The organism is Klebsiella michiganensis, assembly GCF_002925905.1.
In the GTDB taxonomy this organism is placed as follows: domain Bacteria; phylum Pseudomonadota; class Gammaproteobacteria; order Enterobacterales; family Enterobacteriaceae; genus Klebsiella; species Klebsiella michiganensis.
Genome location: NZ_PRDB01000020.1, coordinates 26358 through 44256, shown reverse-complemented (window position 1 = coordinate 44256; position 17899 = coordinate 26358). Strand labels below are relative to the sequence as shown.

General features: G+C 57.0%; 13 protein-coding genes. 1 reads left to right on the top strand and 12 read right to left on the bottom strand.

The annotated features are described in order from the left end of the window. Window positions 1-51: 51 nt before the first annotated feature. From pyrG to rlmD, 4 genes are all read right to left on the bottom strand, one after another. Window positions 52-1689 (bottom strand): glutamine hydrolyzing CTP synthase, encoded by a 1638-nt coding sequence (gene pyrG / locus CDA56_RS26235; protein ID WP_004105009.1) that lies wholly within the window; start codon window positions 1687-1689, stop codon window positions 52-54. A 227-nt stretch (window positions 1690-1916) separates the two neighbouring features. Further along, window positions 1917-2708 (bottom strand): nucleoside triphosphate pyrophosphohydrolase, encoded by a 792-nt coding sequence (gene mazG, locus CDA56_RS26230; protein ID WP_048260291.1) that lies wholly within the window; start codon window positions 2706-2708, stop codon window positions 1917-1919. Window positions 2709-2776: 68 nt separating this feature from the next. After that, on the bottom strand, window positions 2777-5014 hold the full coding sequence (gene relA, locus CDA56_RS26225; RefSeq protein WP_004853643.1) for a GTP diphosphokinase: 2238 nt from the start codon (window positions 5012-5014) through the stop codon (window positions 2777-2779). A gap of 97 nt (window positions 5015-5111) precedes the next feature. Further along, window positions 5112-6455: a 23S rRNA (uracil(1939)-C(5))-methyltransferase RlmD gene (gene rlmD / locus CDA56_RS26220; protein WP_102803711.1), complete on the bottom strand. Its 1344-nt coding sequence runs from the start codon at window positions 6453-6455 to the stop codon at window positions 5112-5114. Between the two features lie 122 nt (window positions 6456-6577). Here rlmD and barA point away from each other — a divergent pair, with 122 nt between their 5' ends. Continuing rightward, window positions 6578-9331: a two-component sensor histidine kinase BarA gene (barA, locus tag CDA56_RS26215; RefSeq protein ID WP_103813888.1), complete on the top strand. Its 2754-nt coding sequence runs from the start codon at window positions 6578-6580 to the stop codon at window positions 9329-9331. A gap of 49 nt (window positions 9332-9380) precedes the next feature. Here the strand turns inward: barA and CDA56_RS26210 are convergent, their stop codons facing one another. The 8 genes from CDA56_RS26210 to syd all read right to left on the bottom strand — a co-directional run bounded on the left by CDA56_RS26210 (window position 9381) and on the right by syd (window position 17892). Further along, window positions 9381-10520, bottom strand: coding sequence for a glycerate kinase (locus CDA56_RS26210; RefSeq protein ID WP_014226599.1), 1140 nt, complete (start codon window positions 10518-10520; stop codon window positions 9381-9383). 71 nt (window positions 10521-10591) lie between these two features. Then, window positions 10592-11932 (bottom strand): glucarate dehydratase, encoded by a 1341-nt coding sequence (gene gudD, locus CDA56_RS26205; protein ID WP_014226600.1) that lies wholly within the window; start codon window positions 11930-11932, stop codon window positions 10592-10594. Between the two features lie 19 nt (window positions 11933-11951). Beyond that, complete coding sequence (locus tag CDA56_RS26200) at window positions 11952-13292, bottom strand: enolase C-terminal domain-like protein (protein ID WP_014226601.1); 1341 nt, start codon at window positions 13290-13292, stop codon at window positions 11952-11954. Then, window positions 13289-14647, bottom strand: coding sequence for a galactarate/glucarate/glycerate transporter GudP (gene gudP / locus CDA56_RS26195; RefSeq protein ID WP_004124361.1), 1359 nt, complete (start codon window positions 14645-14647; stop codon window positions 13289-13291). The genes CDA56_RS26200 and gudP overlap by 4 nt, the downstream gene beginning before the upstream one ends. 484 nt (window positions 14648-15131) lie before the next feature. Next, window positions 15132-15575, bottom strand: a complete 444-nt coding sequence (locus CDA56_RS26185; protein ID WP_014226602.1) for a flavodoxin — start codon at window positions 15573-15575, stop codon at window positions 15132-15134. 2 nt (window positions 15576-15577) lie between these two features. Then, on the bottom strand, window positions 15578-16372 hold the full coding sequence (gene truC / locus CDA56_RS26180) for a tRNA pseudouridine(65) synthase TruC (protein WP_032720181.1): 795 nt from the start codon (window positions 16370-16372) through the stop codon (window positions 15578-15580). Next, entirely contained in the window at window positions 16372-16701 is a 330-nt protein-coding gene (locus CDA56_RS26175) for a YqcC family protein (RefSeq protein ID WP_014226604.1), read from the bottom strand. The genes truC and CDA56_RS26175 overlap by 1 nt, the downstream gene beginning before the upstream one ends. 633 nt (window positions 16702-17334) lie before the next feature. After that, window positions 17335-17892 carry a SecY-interacting protein gene (gene syd, locus CDA56_RS26170; RefSeq protein WP_014226606.1) on the bottom strand — a complete coding sequence of 186 codons (558 nt, stop codon included), beginning with the start codon at window positions 17890-17892 and terminating at the stop codon, window positions 17335-17337. Window positions 17893-17899: the final 7 nt, after the last annotated feature.

Sequence of the window (17899 nt, the reverse complement as noted above, 5' to 3'; positions counted from 1 at the left end):
AACTCCAGACAAACAATGCACCCGGATGGGTGCATTGCCGTTCTAACTCTTTTACTTCGCCTGACGCTTCTGGTACTCGCCAGCGGCTTTCACAAAGCCAGCAAACAGCGGATGGCCATCACGCGGCGTCGAAGTAAACTCCGGATGGAACTGACAGGCGACGAACCACGGATGGTTAGGCACCTCGATGATCTCGACCAACTGATCATCCCCGGAACGGCCCGCAATACGCAGGCCCGCATTTTCAATCGGCTTCAGCAACATATTGTTGACTTCGTAGCGGTGACGATGGCGTTCGGTAATGGTTGGCTCGCCGTACAGCTGGCGCACCAGGCTATCTTCAGCCAGCTGGCACTGCTGCGCGCCGAGGCGCATCGTGCCGCCGAGATCGCTCTTATCAGAGCGGACTTCGACATTACCGTCTTCATCACGCCATTCGGTAATCAGGGCCACGACCGGGTACTTACAGTCTGGCACAAATTCCGTTGAGTTGGCGTTTTCCATCCCCGCTACGTTGCGCGCGAACTCAATCAGCGCGACCTGCATCCCCAGGCAAATGCCCAGGTATGGAATGTTGTTTTCACGCGCGTAGCGCGCGGTGGCAATCTTACCTTCAACCCCGCGATAGCCGAAGCCACCAGGAATCAGGATTGCGTCTAAATTCTTCAGAATTTCGACGCCGCGCGTTTCCACATCCTGCGAATCAATCAGCTTGATGTTGACGGTGACGCGATTTTTCAGACCGCCGTGTTTCAGCGCTTCAATCACCGATTTGTAGGCGTCCGGCAGTTCAATGTACTTGCCGACCATACCAATGGTGACTTCACCTGCCGGGTTCGCTTCTTCGTAGATAACCTGTTCCCATTCGGCCAGGTTCGCTTCCGGACAGTTTAAGCTGAATCGTTTACAAATATAATCGTCCAGACCCTGAGATTTCAACAGGCCCGGGATTTTATAAATGGAATCGACATCTTTCATCGAAATAACGGCTTTTTCCGGCACATTGCAGAACAATGCAATTTTGGCACGTTCGTTCGCCGGAATAGCGCGATCGGAGCGGCAGACCAGAATGTCAGGCTGAATACCGATGGAGAGCAGTTCTTTAACGGAGTGCTGGGTCGGCTTGGTTTTGACTTCACCCGCGGCGGCCATGTACGGCACCAGGGTCAGGTGCATAAACAGCGCGTTTTCACGACCGATATCCACCGCCAGCTGGCGAATCGCTTCAAGGAACGGCAGCGATTCAATATCGCCAACGGTGCCGCCGATTTCAACCAGCACCACATCATGGCCTTCACCGCCGGCCAGCACGCGCTCTTTGATCGCGTTGGTGATGTGCGGAATAACCTGAACGGTGGCACCCAGATAGTCGCCGCGACGCTCTTTGCGCAGGACGTCAGAGTAAATACGACCCGTGGTGAAGTTGTTGCGACGGGTCATCTTGGTGCGAATGAAACGCTCGTAGTGACCCAGGTCCAGATCGGTTTCAGCGCCGTCTTCAGTAACGAACACTTCCCCGTGTTGGATTGGGCTCATGGTGCCCGGATCGACGTTGATGTACGGATCCAGTTTCATCATGGTCACGTTAAGCCCGCGGGCTTCGAGAATGGCTGCGAGGGAAGCTGCGGCAATGCCTTTACCCAGAGAGGATACGACCCCGCCGGTCACAAAAATATAGTTCGTTGTCATGCTGAACCTGAGAAGTTAGGTTTAAAAGACGATGGAATAACCAGGACGGGAAAGCAGTATACCCGATCATGACTGACGCCACAAACTTTCATTATCCCTCCTTTTCATCAGGCCCACACAAACGCAGGGAGTGAGAAAATAGCCGCTTTTGGCGAAATGTTTTTGACGTAAATCAAGCGCTTGTTATTTAAAAAATCACACAAATAGCGCTTGATCACGAAAACTCTTTAGAGATCAGTTTCCTGGCGTTTTACTTCCTGCCACACCAGCTCCATGGTATCGAGGTCAACGCCGGTCATTTCCAGGCCGCGCGCGGCGACAATCCGCTCAACTTCGCGGAACCTGCGCTCAAACTTCAGGTTGGCTTTTTGCAGCGCAACTTCGGCTTTTACCCCTAAATGGCGGGATAAATTGACCGTCGCAAACAGCAGGTCGCCCACTTCCTCCTCCAGTTTAGCTTCATCCACCACGGCCTGCTGCGCTTCGTGCATCACTTCATCTATTTCTTCGTGCACTTTATCCAGCACCGGCCCCAGAGAGGTCCAGTCAAAGCCTACCGCCGAGCAGCGTTTCTGGATTTTATGCGCGCGCATCAGCGCCGGAAGGCTATGCGGGATGTCGTCCAGCGCGGAGTGCTGGGACTTTTCCGCTCGCTCAGCGCTTTTGATCTGTTCCCAGCGGGCCAGCACTTCGCTGCTGCTACCGGCGCTCGCCTCGCCGAAAATATGCGGATGACGGCGCTCCAGCTTGTCGCTGATGGCGGCGCAGATATCGTTAAAATCAAAGCGCCCCTCTTCCTGCGCCATCTGAGCGTAGAAGACGACCTGGAACAACAGGTCGCCCAGCTCACCGCGCAGATCGTCAAAATCTTCGCGGGCGATAGCGTCGAGCACTTCATAGGTTTCTTCAAGGGTATACGGCGCGATGGTGGCAAAGGTCTGCTCTTTGTCCCACGGGCAGCCGTTTTCCGGATCGCGCAGACGCCGCATAATGCCGAGCAGGCGTTCGATTTGAGTCATAAGTCTGTCCTGATAAAAAAATGCCGGGTGGCGGTAGCGCCTGACCCGGCTGACATAAGCGTGGGAGTTTATCCGCCGTGCAGACGACGGGCGTCGATGACGTCAGGTACCTGATTCAGCTTCGCCAGTACGCGCCCCAGCACCTGCAGGTTGTAGATCTCAATGGTCATATCGATCGTCGCCATCTGCTGTTTAGTATCGCTGCGGCTGGCAACGCCCAGCACGTTGACCTTCTCATTGGCGAGAATGGTGGTGATGTCGCGCAGCAGGCCGCTACGATCGTTGGCCTGGACGCGCACCACCAGCGAGTAGCCCGCCGAGTAGCTCTCTCCCCACACCGCGTCAACGATGCGCTCGGGAGCATGAGACTGTAGCTCCGCGAGCTGATCGCAATCCGCGCGGTGCACCGAGATCCCGCGGCCCTGGGTGATAAAGCCCACGATCTCGTCGCCGGGAATCGGCTGGCAGCAGCGCGCAATGTGGTGCATCAGATTGCCGACGCCCTCCACCACCACGCGACCATTGTCTTTGCTGCGATTCTGCGGAGCGTGGGTTTTCTGCTGCAGCTGCTTTAACGCCGCCGCATCCTGCTCCGCCGCGCTGGGTTTATTAAACTGCGCCTGCAGGAAATTAACCATCTGGTTGAGGCGAATATCGCCCCCGCCAATCGCCGCCAGCAGTTCGTCCTGCTCGTTAAAGTTGTAGCGCGGCAGCAGATGCTTTTCCGCGTCCTTCAGGCTGATGCCGAGATGCTCGAGCTCATCATCAAGGATCTGTCGCCCGGCAAGAATATTCTTGTCGCGATCCTGCTTGCGGAACCAGGCGTGAATTTTGGAACGCCCGCGGCTGGTGGTGACGTAGCCAAGGTTCGGGTTCAGCCAGTCGCGGCTAGGGTTGGGCTGCTTCTGGGTGATGATTTCAATCTGGTCGCCCATCTGCAGCTGATAGGTGAACGGCACAATACGCCCGCCGATTTTCGCCCCGATGCAGCGGTGGCCGACATCGCTGTGTATATGGTAAGCAAAATCGAGCGGCGTCGAACCCGAAGGCAAATCCACCACGTCGCCCTTCGGCGTAAAGACATAAACCCGGTCATCAAAGACCTGGCTACGCACCTCATCCAGCATCTCGCCGGAATCGGCCATCTCTTCCTGCCAGGCGATCAGTTTACGCAGCCAGGCAATGCGATCTTCATAGCCGCGCCCGCCGCTGGCCGCTGCGCTGGCGCCCTCTTTATACTTCCAGTGCGCGGCCACGCCCAGCTCGGCATCTTCATGCATCTGGCGGGTACGGATCTGAATTTCAATGGTTTTTCCGCCGGGGCCAAGCACGACGGTATGAATTGACTGGTAGCCATTAGGCTTGGGATTGGCGACGTAATCATCGAACTCATCCGGCAGATGGCGGTAATGAGTATGCACGATCCCCAGCGCGGCATAGCAGTCCTGCAGGCGCTCGGCGACAATACGCACCGCCCGCACGTCAAACAGCTCGTCGAAGGCGAGATGTTTTTTCTGCATTTTGCGCCAGATGCTGTAGATATGCTTGGGACGCCCGTAGACCTCAGCCTTGACGCCCTCGGTTTTCATTTCCGTGCGTAAATGGCTGACGAATTCATCAATATAATGTTCACGATCGATGCGCCGCTCGTGTAACAGCTTAGCGATTCGCTTATATTCCGCCGGATGCAGATAGCGGAAGCAGTAATCTTCAAGCTCCCACTTCAGCTGGCCGATCCCCAGGCGGTTGGCCAGCGGCGCGTAAATATTGGTACACTCTTTTGCCGCCAGTACGCGCTCATCTTCCGGCGCATCTTTCACTTCACGCAGATGGGCGATGCGCTCGGCGATTTTAATCACCACGCAGCGGAAGTCATCGACCATCGCCAGCAGCATGCGGCGAATGTTGTCCACCTGTTCAGAGGAGACCGAATCCGTATGGGTGGCTTTAAGCTGGCGTATCGCGGCCATGTCCCGCACGCCGTGGATCAGGGTGACGACCGATTTCCCGACGCTCTCCTGCATGATCTCTTCGCTGACGACGTTACCGTCCGCCAGCGGGAAAAGCATCGCCGCGCGCAGCGTATCGATATCCATGCTCAACATGGAGAGAATTTCCACCATCTCCACGCCGCGCCATAGCAGGAGATCGGCCTGCGGATGCCCCTGCGTTTTCTCTCGACAATAATCCCAGGTTTCGGCTAAGCGTTCACACGACTGCTGGCTGGAAATTCCCAGACTCGCGATCCATTTCTTCGGGTCAAATTCACCAGCTTTATTTAAATGTGCACTTCTTACCGCAACCATTGTCCTCTCCTTAAGGGACCGCCTGCCGAAGTCGGCAAGCCTCAACTTTTACACTTCATCCTTCAAACCGCGTCAACGCTGGCGTTCGTCTTTTATCTCAGTCACCTGCTTCTGAGGATGCCGCTTCACTGCGATTTGAATGATTCTTGTGCTCAAACAACACCATTGATTCCAGATGTCCGGTATGCGGGAACATATCGAGCATCGCCAGGCGTTGAATGGTATATCCCGCCTGCAATAAAACGTCGCTATCGCGCGCCAGGGTCGCCGGGTTACATGAAACATACACCACCCGACGCGGCGCTAATTTTATAATATGTAACATAACGCCCGCCGCGCCGGCGCGCGCCGGGTCGAGCAAGACCTTATCAAAACCGTGCTTCGCCCACGCCTGGCGGGTGACGTCCTCTTCCAGGTTCTCATGGAAGAAAGTCACATTATGCAACCCGTTCAACGCCGCGTTCTCCTGGCCCTTCGCCACCAGCGCGGGAACCCCTTCAACGCCAACCACCTGCGCCGCACGCTTCGCCAGCGGCAGGGTAAAGTTGCCCATGCCGCAAAAGAGGTCCAGCACCCGATCCTGAGGCTGGATATCCAGCCATTCCAGCGCCGTGCGCACCATCAGCTGGTTTACGCCATCGTTCACCTGGATAAAATCGCGCGGACTGAACACTAAGCGTAGACCGTCCGAGGTATACCAGGGGGCTTCCCCGCGAATATGTTCCAGTATCTCGCTTTGCGGGGCGAGGTACAGGGAAAGACCGTGAGATTGCGAAAAACGTTCCAGCTTTTCTTTATCTGCCGCGGGAAGCGCCGCCGTATGGCGCAATACCATCAGCGGGCCGTTATCCGCCTGCACCAGCTCAACGTGGCCAAGCTGACGCACCGATTTCAATTCGCTAAGACATTCACGTACCGCGGGCAATAGCGCACCAAGAGTGGGCACCAAAACGGGGCACCGCACCACATCGACGATCTCGCTGGCGTTAGCCTTGCGGAAGCCCATCTGTAATTGTTGGGACTTTGGCTGATAATTCAAGCTCAGACGCGCCCGGCGGCGATAGCCCCACGGCGAAGCGGCTATAATGTCATCAACCTCGCGCTTCATCAGCCTCGCGAGCGCGGCGCGTTTGCTCTGCTGCTGCAGTTCAATGCTGGCGTGCTGCTGCTGGCACCCGCCGCAGATGCCAAAATGCGGGCAGCGCGGCGCCTGCCGCTGCGGGCTATCGCTAAGACGGCGTTTAACCTGGGCGCGGGCGTACTGTTTTTTATCTTCGACCACAACAACGTTAGCCTGCTCCTGTGGCAATAAACCGCTGATAAACAGCGCCTTACCCTGATGACGCGCAACGCCCTGGCCGAAGGGGTCAAGGTCATTTACTGTAACGGTTATGATCTGGCGCGTCGTCACACGCCGTTTTGCAGAGTAGAATTGCGCCATCGTAGAGATTTGTCTCAATTAAATATACTGACTCTGAATAAGAGTTCGGTCAGGATGAGCCAGGGTAACAACGCACCAGCCGCCTGAAAGATGATGTGTATATTCTCCCATAATGGAACCGCATGACCAACTACAGCCTTCGTGCCCGCATGATGATTCTTATTCTGGCGCCTACCGTTCTGATCGGTCTGCTGCTCAGTATTTTCTTCGTCGCACACCGCTATAACGACCTACAGCGCCAGCTGGAGGATGCCGGCGCCAGTATTATCGAACCGCTGGCGGTCTCCAGTGAATATGGCATGAATTTGCAAAACCGCGAGTCAATCGGGCAGCTCATCAGCGTGCTGCACCGCCGCCACTCCGATATTGTGCGCGCCATTTCCATCTACGACTCGCACAACAGGCTGTTTGTCACCTCTAACTTTCAGCTCGATCCCGGCGAACTTCAGCTGCCAAAAGGGGAACCCTTTCCCCGCCGCCTGAGCGTGGTGCGCCACGGCGATTTGATGATTTTGCGTACCCCTATTATCTCGGAAAGCTATTCACCGGATGAATCGCCGGGAAGCGATGCCAAGATGCCGGACAATATGCTGGGCTACGTGGCGCTTGAGATGGATCTCAAATCGGTGCGGCTACAGCAGTACAAAGAGATCTTTATCTCCAGCGTGATGATGCTGTTCTGTATCGGTATTGCGCTGATCTTCGGCTGGCGTCTGATGCGCGACGTGACCGGGCCGATCCGCAATATGGTGAACACCGTTGACCGCATCCGCCGGGGCCAGCTTGATAGCCGCGTCGAAGGCTTTATGCTCGGCGAGCTGGATATGCTGAAAAACGGCATCAACTCCATGGCCATGTCGCTGGCGGCCTACCACGAAGAGATGCAGCATAACGTCGATCAGGCGACATCGGATCTGCGGGAAACGCTTGAACAGATGGAAATCCAGAACGTCGAGCTGGATCTGGCGAAAAAACGCGCGCAGGAAGCGGCGCGAATCAAATCCGAATTCCTCGCCAACATGTCCCATGAACTGCGCACACCGCTCAACGGCGTCATTGGCTTTACCCGCCTGACGCTGAAGACCGACTTAAACACCACCCAGCGCGATCACCTGACGACCATTGAGCGTTCCGCGAATAATCTGCTGGCCATCATTAACGATGTTCTGGACTTCTCTAAGCTCGAAACCGGGAAGCTTATTCTGGAGAGTATTCCGTTCCTGCTGCGCACTTCGCTGGACGAGGTGGTCACGCTGCTGGCGCACTCGGCGCACGATAAGGGGCTGGAGCTGACGCTGAATATCAAAAACGATGTGCCGGATAACGTCATTGGCGACCCGCTGCGCCTGCAGCAAATTATTACCAACCTGATGGGCAACGCCATCAAGTTTACCGAACACGGCAATATCGACGTGCTGGTGGAACAGCGCGCCATCAGCAACTCAAGGGTACAAATCGAAGTCCAGATCCACGATACCGGTATCGGAATTCCTGAACGCGATCAGTCGCGTCTGTTCCAGGCGTTCCGCCAGGCCGACGCCAGCATCTCCCGTCGCCACGGCGGAACCGGACTTGGGCTGGTCATCACCCAGCGGCTGGTGAAAGAGATGGGCGGCGATATCTCCTTCCATAGCCAGCCTAATCGCGGCTCGACGTTCTGGTTCCATATCAGCCTCGACCTCAACCCCAACGCGGTTCCCGACAGCGTGCCAACCCAGTGCCTGGCGGGTAAAAAGCTGGCCTATATCGAGGCCAACGCGGCGGCGGCGCAGTGTACGATGGAGCTACTGGCGACAACGCCGCTGGAGGTGGTTTACAGTCCGACGATGACCGCCCTACCGGATGCTCACTACGATATCCTGCTGGCCGGCATTCCCGTATCAATACGCGACCTGAGCCAGCATCGCGATAAGCTGGAAAGAGCCAGCAAGCTTGCCGATCATCTGGTGCTGGCCCTGCCGTGCCACGCCCAGGTCAGCGCCGAAACGCTGCGCCAGGACGGCATTGCCGCCTGTTTGCTTAAGCCACTGACCTCAACGCGCTTACTGCCGGCGCTGACGGCCTCCTGCCAGACGCAGCCGACGGTTCTGCCGCCGCGTTCCGATAGTAAGAAGCTTCCGATGACGGTCATGGCCGTTGATGACAATCCGGCGAATCTCAAGCTTATCGGCGCCCTGCTTGAGGATTTAGTCCAGCACGTTATCCTCTGCGACAGCGGCCAGCACGCCGTCGAGCGGGCCAGAGAAACGCAGCAGGATCTGATTCTGATGGATATTCAGATGCCGGAGATGGATGGGATCCGCGCCTGCGAACTGATTCACCAGCTCCCTCATCAACAGCAAACGCCGGTGATCGCCGTGACCGCCCACGCCCTGGAAGGGCAGCGAGAGAAATTACTCAGCGCGGGGATGAACGACTATCTGGCGAAACCCATTGAGGAGGATAAGCTCTACAGCCTGCTGCTGCGCTACCAGCCGGGAAAGACGCTACCGCCGCAGGTCGCCGCGGAGCCTGTTGAGCCGCCCGTTAACCATGACATCACCCTCGACTGGCAGCTGGCGCTGCGTCAGGCGGCGATGAAACCGGATCTGGCGCGGGAAATGCTGCAGATGCTGCTCGCCTTTATGCCGGAGGTGCGTAACAAGGTAGAAGAACAGCTGGTGGGAGAACAGCCGGAAGGCGTGCTGGATCTTATTCATAAGCTTCACGGCAGCTGTAGCTATAGCGGCGTGCCGCGGCTGAAAAAACTGTGTCACACCCTTGAGAGCCAGCTACGCGCGGGCACCGCCGCCGAGGAGATGGAGCCGGAGTTTCTGGAGCTGCTGGATGAAATGGACAACGTCGCGCGCGAAGCCTGTAAGCTGTTGGGGATTTAGAGGATATAAAACGCGAGCCCCGGTCTGCGCTTCGCGACCGGGGGAAAACCTATAATAGCCGGCCCATTTTCAGCACAGCGGCGACGTTTCTCGCCGTCATACGCACGTTTTCGGCGGCATTTTCCAGTGCTTGCTCCAGGGTGCAAACGGAATAAATCACGCTGAATACCGCATCCAGGCCGTGCTGATGCACGACGCCGACGTCAGCCGTCAGGCTCCCGGCAATGCCGATGACCGGCAGGTTGTAGCGTTTTGCCACCCTCGCCACGCCAACCGGCACTTTGCCGTGAACCGTCTGGCTATCGATACGCCCTTCGCCGGTGATCACCAGGTCCGCATCCGCCACGATATCGGCAAGATGGAGCGCATCGGTCACAATCTCAATGCCCGGCCGCAGCTTTGCGCCGCAAAAGGCGTACAGGCCCGCGCCCATTCCCCCCGCCGCGCCGCCGCCTTCAAGATGCAGCACATCAAGTTCTAAATCGCGATGGATAATATCGGCAAAATGGGCCAGCGCGTTGTCAAGGCAGGGGATCATCTCCGCCGTCGCCCCTTTCTGCGGCCCAAATACCGCCGTCGCACCCTGTGGTCCCGTCAGCGGGTTGGTAACATCGCAAGCGACGTCAATACGACAGCCGGCCAGGCGTTTATCAAGTTCGCTAACGTCGATGCGCGCGAGGCTCTCCAGCGCGCGTCCGCCGGCGGCAATCTGCTGGTTATCTTTGGTCAGCAGTTTCGCCCCCAGCGCCTGCACCATCCCGGCTCCGCCGTCGTTCGTCGCGCTGCCGCCGATGCCGATAATAATTTGCCTCACTCCGGCATCCAGCGCATGGCGAATCAGCTCGCCGGTCCCCCATGAAGTGGTCAGCAAAGGATTTCGCCGCGCCGGCGGTACGCTCTCCAGGCCGCTTGCCGCCGCCATTTCAATAAACGCGCACTGCCTGTCGCCCGACAGGCCATAGAAGGCCTCCACGGGTTCACCGAGCGGACCGGTGACGGTGACCGCAATCCGGCATCCCTGGGTCGCGGCAACCATGGCTTCAACGGTTCCTTCGCCACCGTCGGCAACCGGCAGCTTGACGTACTCCGCATCGGCGTAAATTTCCCGAAAACCTTGTTCTATCGCGGTTGCGACATCCAGCGCACTCAGGCTCTCCTTGTATGAATCCGGTGCGATCACTATCTTCATATGCTGTCCTTAAAATGAACGATTACCCGACGCCGTGCAGGAAACCGGTCCCCGAAGGGACCGGTATTTCTTTAGCGCACCATGCATGGACGCTTGTTATCAAACGTCCAGTTCGGGATCAAATACTGCATGCCCATCGCGTCATCGCGCGCGCCCAGGCCGTGTTTCTGGTACAGCTCATGGGCTTTCATCACCCGATCCATATCGAGCTCCACGCCCAGACCCGGTTTCGCCGGTACCTGTACCATCCCGCCTTTAATTTCAAAGGGCTCTTTGGTCAGACGCTGGTTACCCTCCTGCCAGATCCAGTGGGTGTCGATGGCGGTAATTTTACCCGGCGCTGCCGCTGCCACGTGGGTAAACATCGCCAGCGAGATATCAAAGTGGTTGTTAGAGTGCGAGCCCCAGGTCAGGCCAAACTCGTGGCACATCTGCGCCACGCGGACGGAACCCTGCATGGTCCAGAAGTGCGGATCCGCCAGCGGAATATCGACGGACTGCAGCGACAGCGTGTGGCCCATCTGACGCCAGTCGGTCGCGATCATATTGGTCGCCGTCGGCAGGCCGGTGGCGCGGCGGAACTCCGCCATCACTTCGCGTCCGGAGAAGCCCTGTTCTGCGCCGCACGGATCTTCCGCATAGGCCAGAGAGCCTTTCAGGTATTTGCCAATTTTGATCGCTTCATCCAGCGACCACGCGCCGTTCGGATCGAGGGTCACGCGCGCCTGCGGGAAGCGCTTCGCCAGCGCAACGATGGACTCCGCTTCCTCTTCCCCGGCCAGTACGCCGCCTTTCAGTTTAAAGTCATTAAAGCCATATTTCTCATACGCCGCTTCCGCCAGGCGCACCACCGCATCCGGGGTCATCGCTTCATCATGACGCAGGCGATACCAGTCGCATTTGTCATCGGGCTGGCTCTGATACGGCAGCGGCGTGGCTTTACGGTTGCCGACGAAGAACAGGTAGCCGAGCATTTCCACTTCGCTGCGCTGTTGGCCATCGCCCAGCAGAGACGCCACGTTCACGCCCAGATGCTGGCCCAGCAGGTCAAGCATCGCCGCTTCGATCCCGGTCACTACGTGAATTGTGGTACGCAGATCGAAGGTCTGCAAACCGCGTCCACCGGCGTCGCGGTCGGCGAAAGTATTGCGCACGGCGGTCAGCACGTTTTTATATTCACCCAGCGTCTTACCGACCACCAGCGGGATCGCGTCCTCCAGGGTAGTGCGGATTTTCTCTCCGCCGGGGATTTCACCGACGCCGGTATGGCCGGAATTATCTTTGATCACCACGATATTGCGCGTGAAGAACGGGGCGTGCGCGCCGCTCAGGTTCATCAGCATGCTGTCGTGGCCCGCGACCGGAATGACCTGCATAGAAGAAACAACGGGGGTCGAAAATTGTGCGCTCATAATTTAGTCCTTATTCAAATCAGTGACGGCCGAAAACGGGGCGTTTACGGTCAAAAGTCCATCCGGGGATCAGGTACTGCATTGGGCCTGCGTCATTACGCGCGCCGCCGGGCAGCTTTTTATACGCCTCATGCGCTTTCTGTACCTGCTCCCAGTCCAGCTCAACGCCAAGTCCTGGCGCGTCCGGAACAGCAATTTTTCCGTGCTTAATCTCCAGCGGATTTTTGGTCAGACGGCAATCTCCCTCCTGCCAAATCCAGTGGGTATCAATGGCCGTGGGGTTACCCGGCGCCGCCGCGCCGACGTGGGTGAACATGGCCAGTGAAATATCAAAGTGGTTATTGGAATGACAGCCCCAGGTCAGGCCCCAGTCATCGCACAGCTGCGCCACGCGCACCGCGCCGGACAGGGTCCAGAAGTGCGGATCGGCCAGCGGAATATCCACGGCGTTCAGCATCACCGCATGGCCCATTTCGCGCCAGTTGGTGGCGATCATGTTAGTTGCCACCGGCAAACCGGTGGCGCGGCGAAACTCCGCCATCACTTCGCGGCCGGAAAAGCCCTGCTCGGCGCCGCAGGGGTCTTCGGCGTAGGTCAGCACATCGTTCAGCCCTTTGCACAGGGCGATGGCTTCATCCAGCAGCCAGGCGCCGTTTGGGTCGACCGTAATGCGCGCATCCGGGAAACGCTTCTTCAGCGCGCGGGCGGTTTCGATCTCCTGCTCGCCGGGCAGCACGCCGCCCTTGAGTTTGAAATCTTTAAAGCCGTAGCGATCCTGCGCGGCTTCCGCCAGCCGCACCACCGCCTCGCTGTTCAGCGCTTCCTGATGACGCAGGCGATACCACGCGTGGCTGCCCGGCGTGCTTTCCAGATAGGGCAGATCGGTCTTCGTACGATCGCCCACGTAGAACAGGTAGCCCAGCACGGTCACCGCATCGCGCTGCTTGCCCGGCCCCAGCAGTTCGCAAACCGGCACGTTGAGCGCCTTGCCCAGCAGATCCAGCAGCGCAGCCTCCAGCGCCGCCACCGCGTTCACCCGCAGTTCGAACGTCCAGGCGCCTTTACCAAAGGTGTCAAAATCCGCGGCCTGGTTGCCTTTATGCACCTGCTGAACCACTTTATTCAGGCGGGCGATTTCCTGCCCCAAAACCATCGGGATCGCCTCCACCAGCGTCTGATAAATCACCTCGCCGCCGGGCGCTTCGCCGACGCCGGTATTGCCGGCGCTGTCGGTCAGCACCACGATATTACGGGTAAAGTACGCGTTATGGGCACCGCCGATATTGAGCAGCATACTGTCCTGCCCGGCCACCGGGATAACCTTCATGTCCGTGATAACGGGGCTCGATTGCGTTGTCATGATGATTGTCCTGCCACAGGTTTCAGTTCAATACGCTTAATATCGCCGACCAGAACCAGATAGCTCAGCACCGCCACCAGCGCATGGACGCCCACATAAATCAGCGCGCCGTTAAACGAACCGGTGGTGCCAACGATGTAGCCAATCGCAATCGGCGTCACGATGCCGGAGATATTGCCGAACATGTTGAACAGACCGCCGCTCAGCCCGCTGATCTCTTTCGGTGCCGTATCCGCCATGACCGCCCAGCCCAGCGCGCCGATGCCTTTACCGAAGAAGGCCAGCGCCATAAAGCCGATGATCATCCACTCCACGTTGACGTAGTTACAGAACACCATCACCATCGACAGCAGCATCCCCATCACGATCGGCGTTTTACGCGCGATGTTCAGCGAGCCGGTACGACGCATCAGCCAGTCGGAAATAATCCCGCCGAGCACGCCGCCCGCGAAGCCGCAGATAGCCGGCACCGAAGCGACAAAACCGGCTTTCAGAATGGACATGCCGCGCGCCTGCACCAGATAAACCGGGAACCAGGTGATAAAGAAATAGGTTAAAGCGTTAATGCAGTACTGTCCGATATAGACGCCAATCATCATGCGGGAGCCCAGCAGCTGCTTAATTTGCCCCCATTTTACGCTAAACGGCACCTTGGCTTTGGCCGCCGCCTGATCCATGTTGATCAGCGCGCCGCCAGCGGCGATGTAATCGAGCTCTTTTTGGTTCACGCCCGGATGCTGGTTGGGTTCATGAATGACCTTCAGCCAGACAAAGCTGATGATAATCCCGAGTCCGCCCATAAAGAAGAACACGTGCGACCAGCCCACCTCATGGGTCAGCCAACCCATGATTGGCGCAAAAATAACGGTGGCAAAGTATTGCGCGGAGTTAAAGATAGCCACCGCGGTGCCCCTCTCCTGCGCCGGGAACCACGCCGCGACGATACGGCTGTTTCCGGGGAAAGATGGCGCTTCGGCCAGGCCGACAAGGAAACGCAGGGTAAACAGCGCGACGATAATGCCGAAGCCGCTGAATATATCGACGAAGCCCTGCAGCAGGGTAAACATGGACCAGATAAAAATGGACCAGAAGTAGACGCGTTTTGAACCGAAACGGTCAAGCAGCCAACCGCCCGGGATTTGGCCGATCACATAGGCCCATGAAAACGCGGAGAAAACGTACCCCATGCCAACGGCGTCAAGACCAATATCTTTGGCCATCTCCGATCCGGCAATGGATAAGGTGGCGCGGTCGCCGTAGTTGAAGGATGTGACGATAAACAGCATCACCACTATCCAGTAGCGAGCATTGGTGCGCTTTTCAGCGCCGCTCGCCGCCTGACTTAATGAACTCATTGTTGCACTCCTGAATCATAGCGTTAGCTACGTTCATTCTGAACAGCACAACCTGTAGGGTACTCAGAATGACGTGTTAGTGTTTTTCATTGTTTTCGTTATATCTGGCACTGCATTGGGAACTGGCAGGGAAAGTATAAAAAGAGGGGCTGGCGGGCTCACCGTGCAAATACACAGCTTTCACCGGCTGAGTAAATGTGATTTATGGCGTATGCCTAATGAGATGGGGGATGGTTCACGGAAATGAAAAACCGCGCGCGTTCAGAGGCGGAAACGGCGGTGCAAAAGGCAGGAGTGTGAATCAACTCTCTTGACCCCGTGAAATAGCCCGGTAAAGGCCCTGGCATTACACAGGTTTTAAGGCAAATGCCCGAAGCCAGCCACGTGGAGAATTGGTACGATCTTTTTGACCGTTAATCTGGCTCTGGCATTGAACATCAGTAAAAAAGGAGCGCCCTCTAGTGTAGGGAGAGGGCGAAACTTTTTAATCGAGCAGCGACGCCCACTGCGTTACCCATGGGTTAGAGACGCTTTCGGGTTCCGGATCTTCGCTGGCGTCAATCATCAGCATCTCGCCAACGCGCGTGCCGCCCTGTTCCTGCAATAACGCATCAAACTTTAAGCCGCCGCCGCAGAAGTTAGCGTAGGTGCTATCGCCCAGGGCGATAATCCCATAGCGTAAATGCGGCTGATACATATCTTTGATGCCTTCGTACAAGGGCACGATACTGTCCGGTAAATCGCCCTGTCCGGTGGTCGATGTCACCACCAGCACATATCTACCGCTATACGACTCCCAGTCTTTGACCTCGGGATCCTCAAAGACTTTCGCCTGATGCCCCAGCCCGCTCAAAATAGCCTGCGCCTCTTCGGCGACCAGGAGCGAATTTCCATACATCGTGCCGACAAAAATTCCGACTTCTGCCATGACTATCTCCCTGAATTGACCTGTATCTCTTCATCCTGACCGCAGTCGTCGGCAAACTCAACCCTTTCATTTAGCGGGAGAAGGCCGCGCCAGCCAAACTGCGACAGCGCGCGCATCCAGACGTCGTCAAGACCGGCGCGAATAACCAACGGTTCGCCGGTAAAGGGATGCGTTAACGAGAGCTGGCTGGCGTGCAGCATCAGCCGATCGCAGCCAAAGTGCGCCGCCGCGCTGCGATTCTGCCGCAAATCGCCGTGTTTGCTATCGCCGATAATCGGATGGCGAAGATGGGCAAGATGGCGACGTAGCTGGTGTTTACGTCCGGTTTTCGGTTCAAGCTCCACCAGGCTATAGCGGGTCGTGGGGTAACGGCCGGTCGCCACCGGCATCTCTACCGTCGCCAGGCCGCGATAATGCGTCACCGCCGGCTGCGGGTCTTTATTTTCGCGGGCAAACTTATCGGCGATTTTATCCAGTTCCTCAACCAGCGGGTAATCAAGCACCGCTTCGTCGCTCAGCCAGCCGCGAGCGATCGCATGATAGCGTTTCTGCATTTGATGCTGCTCGAACTGCTGCGACAGCAATCTTCCCGCTTCGCTCGACAGCCCCATCAGCAGCACGCCGGACGTCGGCCTGTCGAGGCGATGGGCGGTGAATACGTGCTGGCCTATCTGGTCGCGCACGGTCTGCATCACCACCACTTTTTCATCACGATCCAGCCAGCTGCGGTGCACCAGCCAGCCCGATGGCTTGTTCACCGCGACCAGCCACTGGTCCTGATATAAAATCTCCAGCATCAGGCTTCGCCGCCGGCAAACAGCGCATCCAGCAGGACCAGTTCGGCCAGCACCCGCTCGCGCACGGGGTGAGCATTATCCAGAGCCATCTCATAATAGGGCGCAACGGCGAAGTTCTGCGGCAGCGGCGTTCCGCTTTCCAGAAGCTGGTGCATACGCGGAATCAATACCCACTGCAGCCATTCAAGCGGCTCCATGGTGTCGAGGCAAAACGGCTGTTCGCTGGCAAACGCGCGGCTATCGGGGGCACTATCCTGCCAGTGTTCCGTTTCGCGCAGCAGCGCTTCAATGGCGAGCAGGCGCTCGCGCACGCGATGGTCAAGAGTCATGGGAAACCTCGGTGAGTTAAAAACCGGCGCAGAATAGCAAATTCAGACGAGAAATAAAAAAAGGGAGCACTGTATAAAACAGTGCTCCCGGTTCGTTTTGCAGCAATCCAGCTACATTGGTGCTCCCTGCTCGTCCTTGAAAACTTTTCCTGAGGTCTCCTGACCATGTTCATCCATAAACAGTTGCATCCTGCTTTCACACCACCCCGATGCGAAATAACTCATCCTTAAGTCTGTCCTGATCTTCCTGATCCACCGAACGTCCCGCTCGGCTCTCGTTCTCCTTCCTGGAGGTGTCCTTTTACGCAATCCTGCGTTATCCTGTGCTTCATCCTGAAGCCTGTCCTTGCAACGCCATCCCGGCGGGTCCTGCAGAAGCGTCATCATCCTGATGTTCACTTCGTTTATCAACTCCCTGTCGATGTGTATAGAATCCCTGATTCCGCCCTGTCTTACAACCCTTGTTAAGACAATATCTTAAGATTAATCGTCAGTATCCTTAATGAGAAAATCATTAATCACTTGAAAAATATTATATTTCTTAAAATACGCCCCCTGAAGGATCGGCTTAAATGATGACGATCTCTTACAGGTCTTGTAAGAGATCTCTCACAAAAGTTTGGGTACTGTGGATTACAGAACTGGCTTAAGGGAATTAAGGAAACTCGCAAGCGAGGGAGAAAGGGTCGTCCGTTTTCGGGTGCCGAGGGTCTCTTTGATCACTTCACCGCTCATATTACAGACCGAAATGACCTCCAGTTCGCTGTCCAGCGTGGCGATAAACAGCGTGGGCGACAGCTTCAAACGCTTTTGCACCAGCAGATGACCAATCAGATTCTCCTGCACCCGCTGGAAATCATCCGGGCTCCAGGTTTGCAGCAGCGTCATGGTTTCATCGGCAGTTTCATCGGCAAAACGCGCCTGCATATCACCGGCAAACTGAGTGGTATAATAAGCATGAAGCGGTTGTTGTACCACAATCTCCAGCGCCCGTTCAACCGCGTCAATATTTTGTGCTAATGAAAACGGCTGCGGCTGCCAGAAAACGCCGTCATCATCCGTGCCGTTGACGCACGGCGACGGGATACCGTAAAGCTCTTCGCTGCGCGGCAGGCTGGAGCGCTGCTGCTGCCACGCCTCACAATAACGTTGGGTAAATGCTTGTAGCGCTTCTGCGGTTTGCTGGTCCACCGGTTTC

Bases quoted from the DNA above. Each gene is read 5' to 3' on its own strand.
- rlmD (WP_102803711.1), bottom strand. From the start codon at position 6,455: ATGGCGCAATTCTACTCTGCAAAACGGCGTGTGACGACGCGCCAGATC.
- truC (WP_032720181.1), bottom strand. From the start codon at position 16,372: ATGCTGGAGATTTTATATCAGGACCAGTGGCTGGTCGCGGTGAACAAG.
- mazG (WP_048260291.1), bottom strand. From the start codon at position 2,708: ATGACTCAAATCGAACGCCTGCTCGGCATTATGCGGCGTCTGCGCGAT.
- CDA56_RS26200 (WP_014226601.1), bottom strand. From the start codon at position 13,292: ATGACAACGCAATCGAGCCCCGTTATCACGGACATGAAGGTTATCCCG.
- gudD (WP_014226600.1), bottom strand. From the start codon at position 11,932: ATGAGCGCACAATTTTCGACCCCCGTTGTTTCTTCTATGCAGGTCATT.
- barA (WP_103813888.1), top strand. From the start codon at position 6,578: ATGACCAACTACAGCCTTCGTGCCCGCATGATGATTCTTATTCTGGCG.
- CDA56_RS26175 (WP_014226604.1), bottom strand. From the start codon at position 16,701: ATGACTCTTGACCATCGCGTGCGCGAGCGCCTGCTCGCCATTGAAGCG.
- CDA56_RS26185 (WP_014226602.1), bottom strand. From the start codon at position 15,575: ATGGCAGAAGTCGGAATTTTTGTCGGCACGATGTATGGAAATTCGCTC.
- relA (WP_004853643.1), bottom strand. From the start codon at position 5,014: ATGGTTGCGGTAAGAAGTGCACATTTAAATAAAGCTGGTGAATTTGAC.
- pyrG (WP_004105009.1), bottom strand. From the start codon at position 1,689: ATGACAACGAACTATATTTTTGTGACCGGCGGGGTCGTATCCTCTCTG.
- CDA56_RS26210 (WP_014226599.1), bottom strand. From the start codon at position 10,520: ATGAAGATAGTGATCGCACCGGATTCATACAAGGAGAGCCTGAGTGCG.
- gudP (WP_004124361.1), bottom strand. From the start codon at position 14,647: ATGAGTTCATTAAGTCAGGCGGCGAGCGGCGCTGAAAAGCGCACCAAT.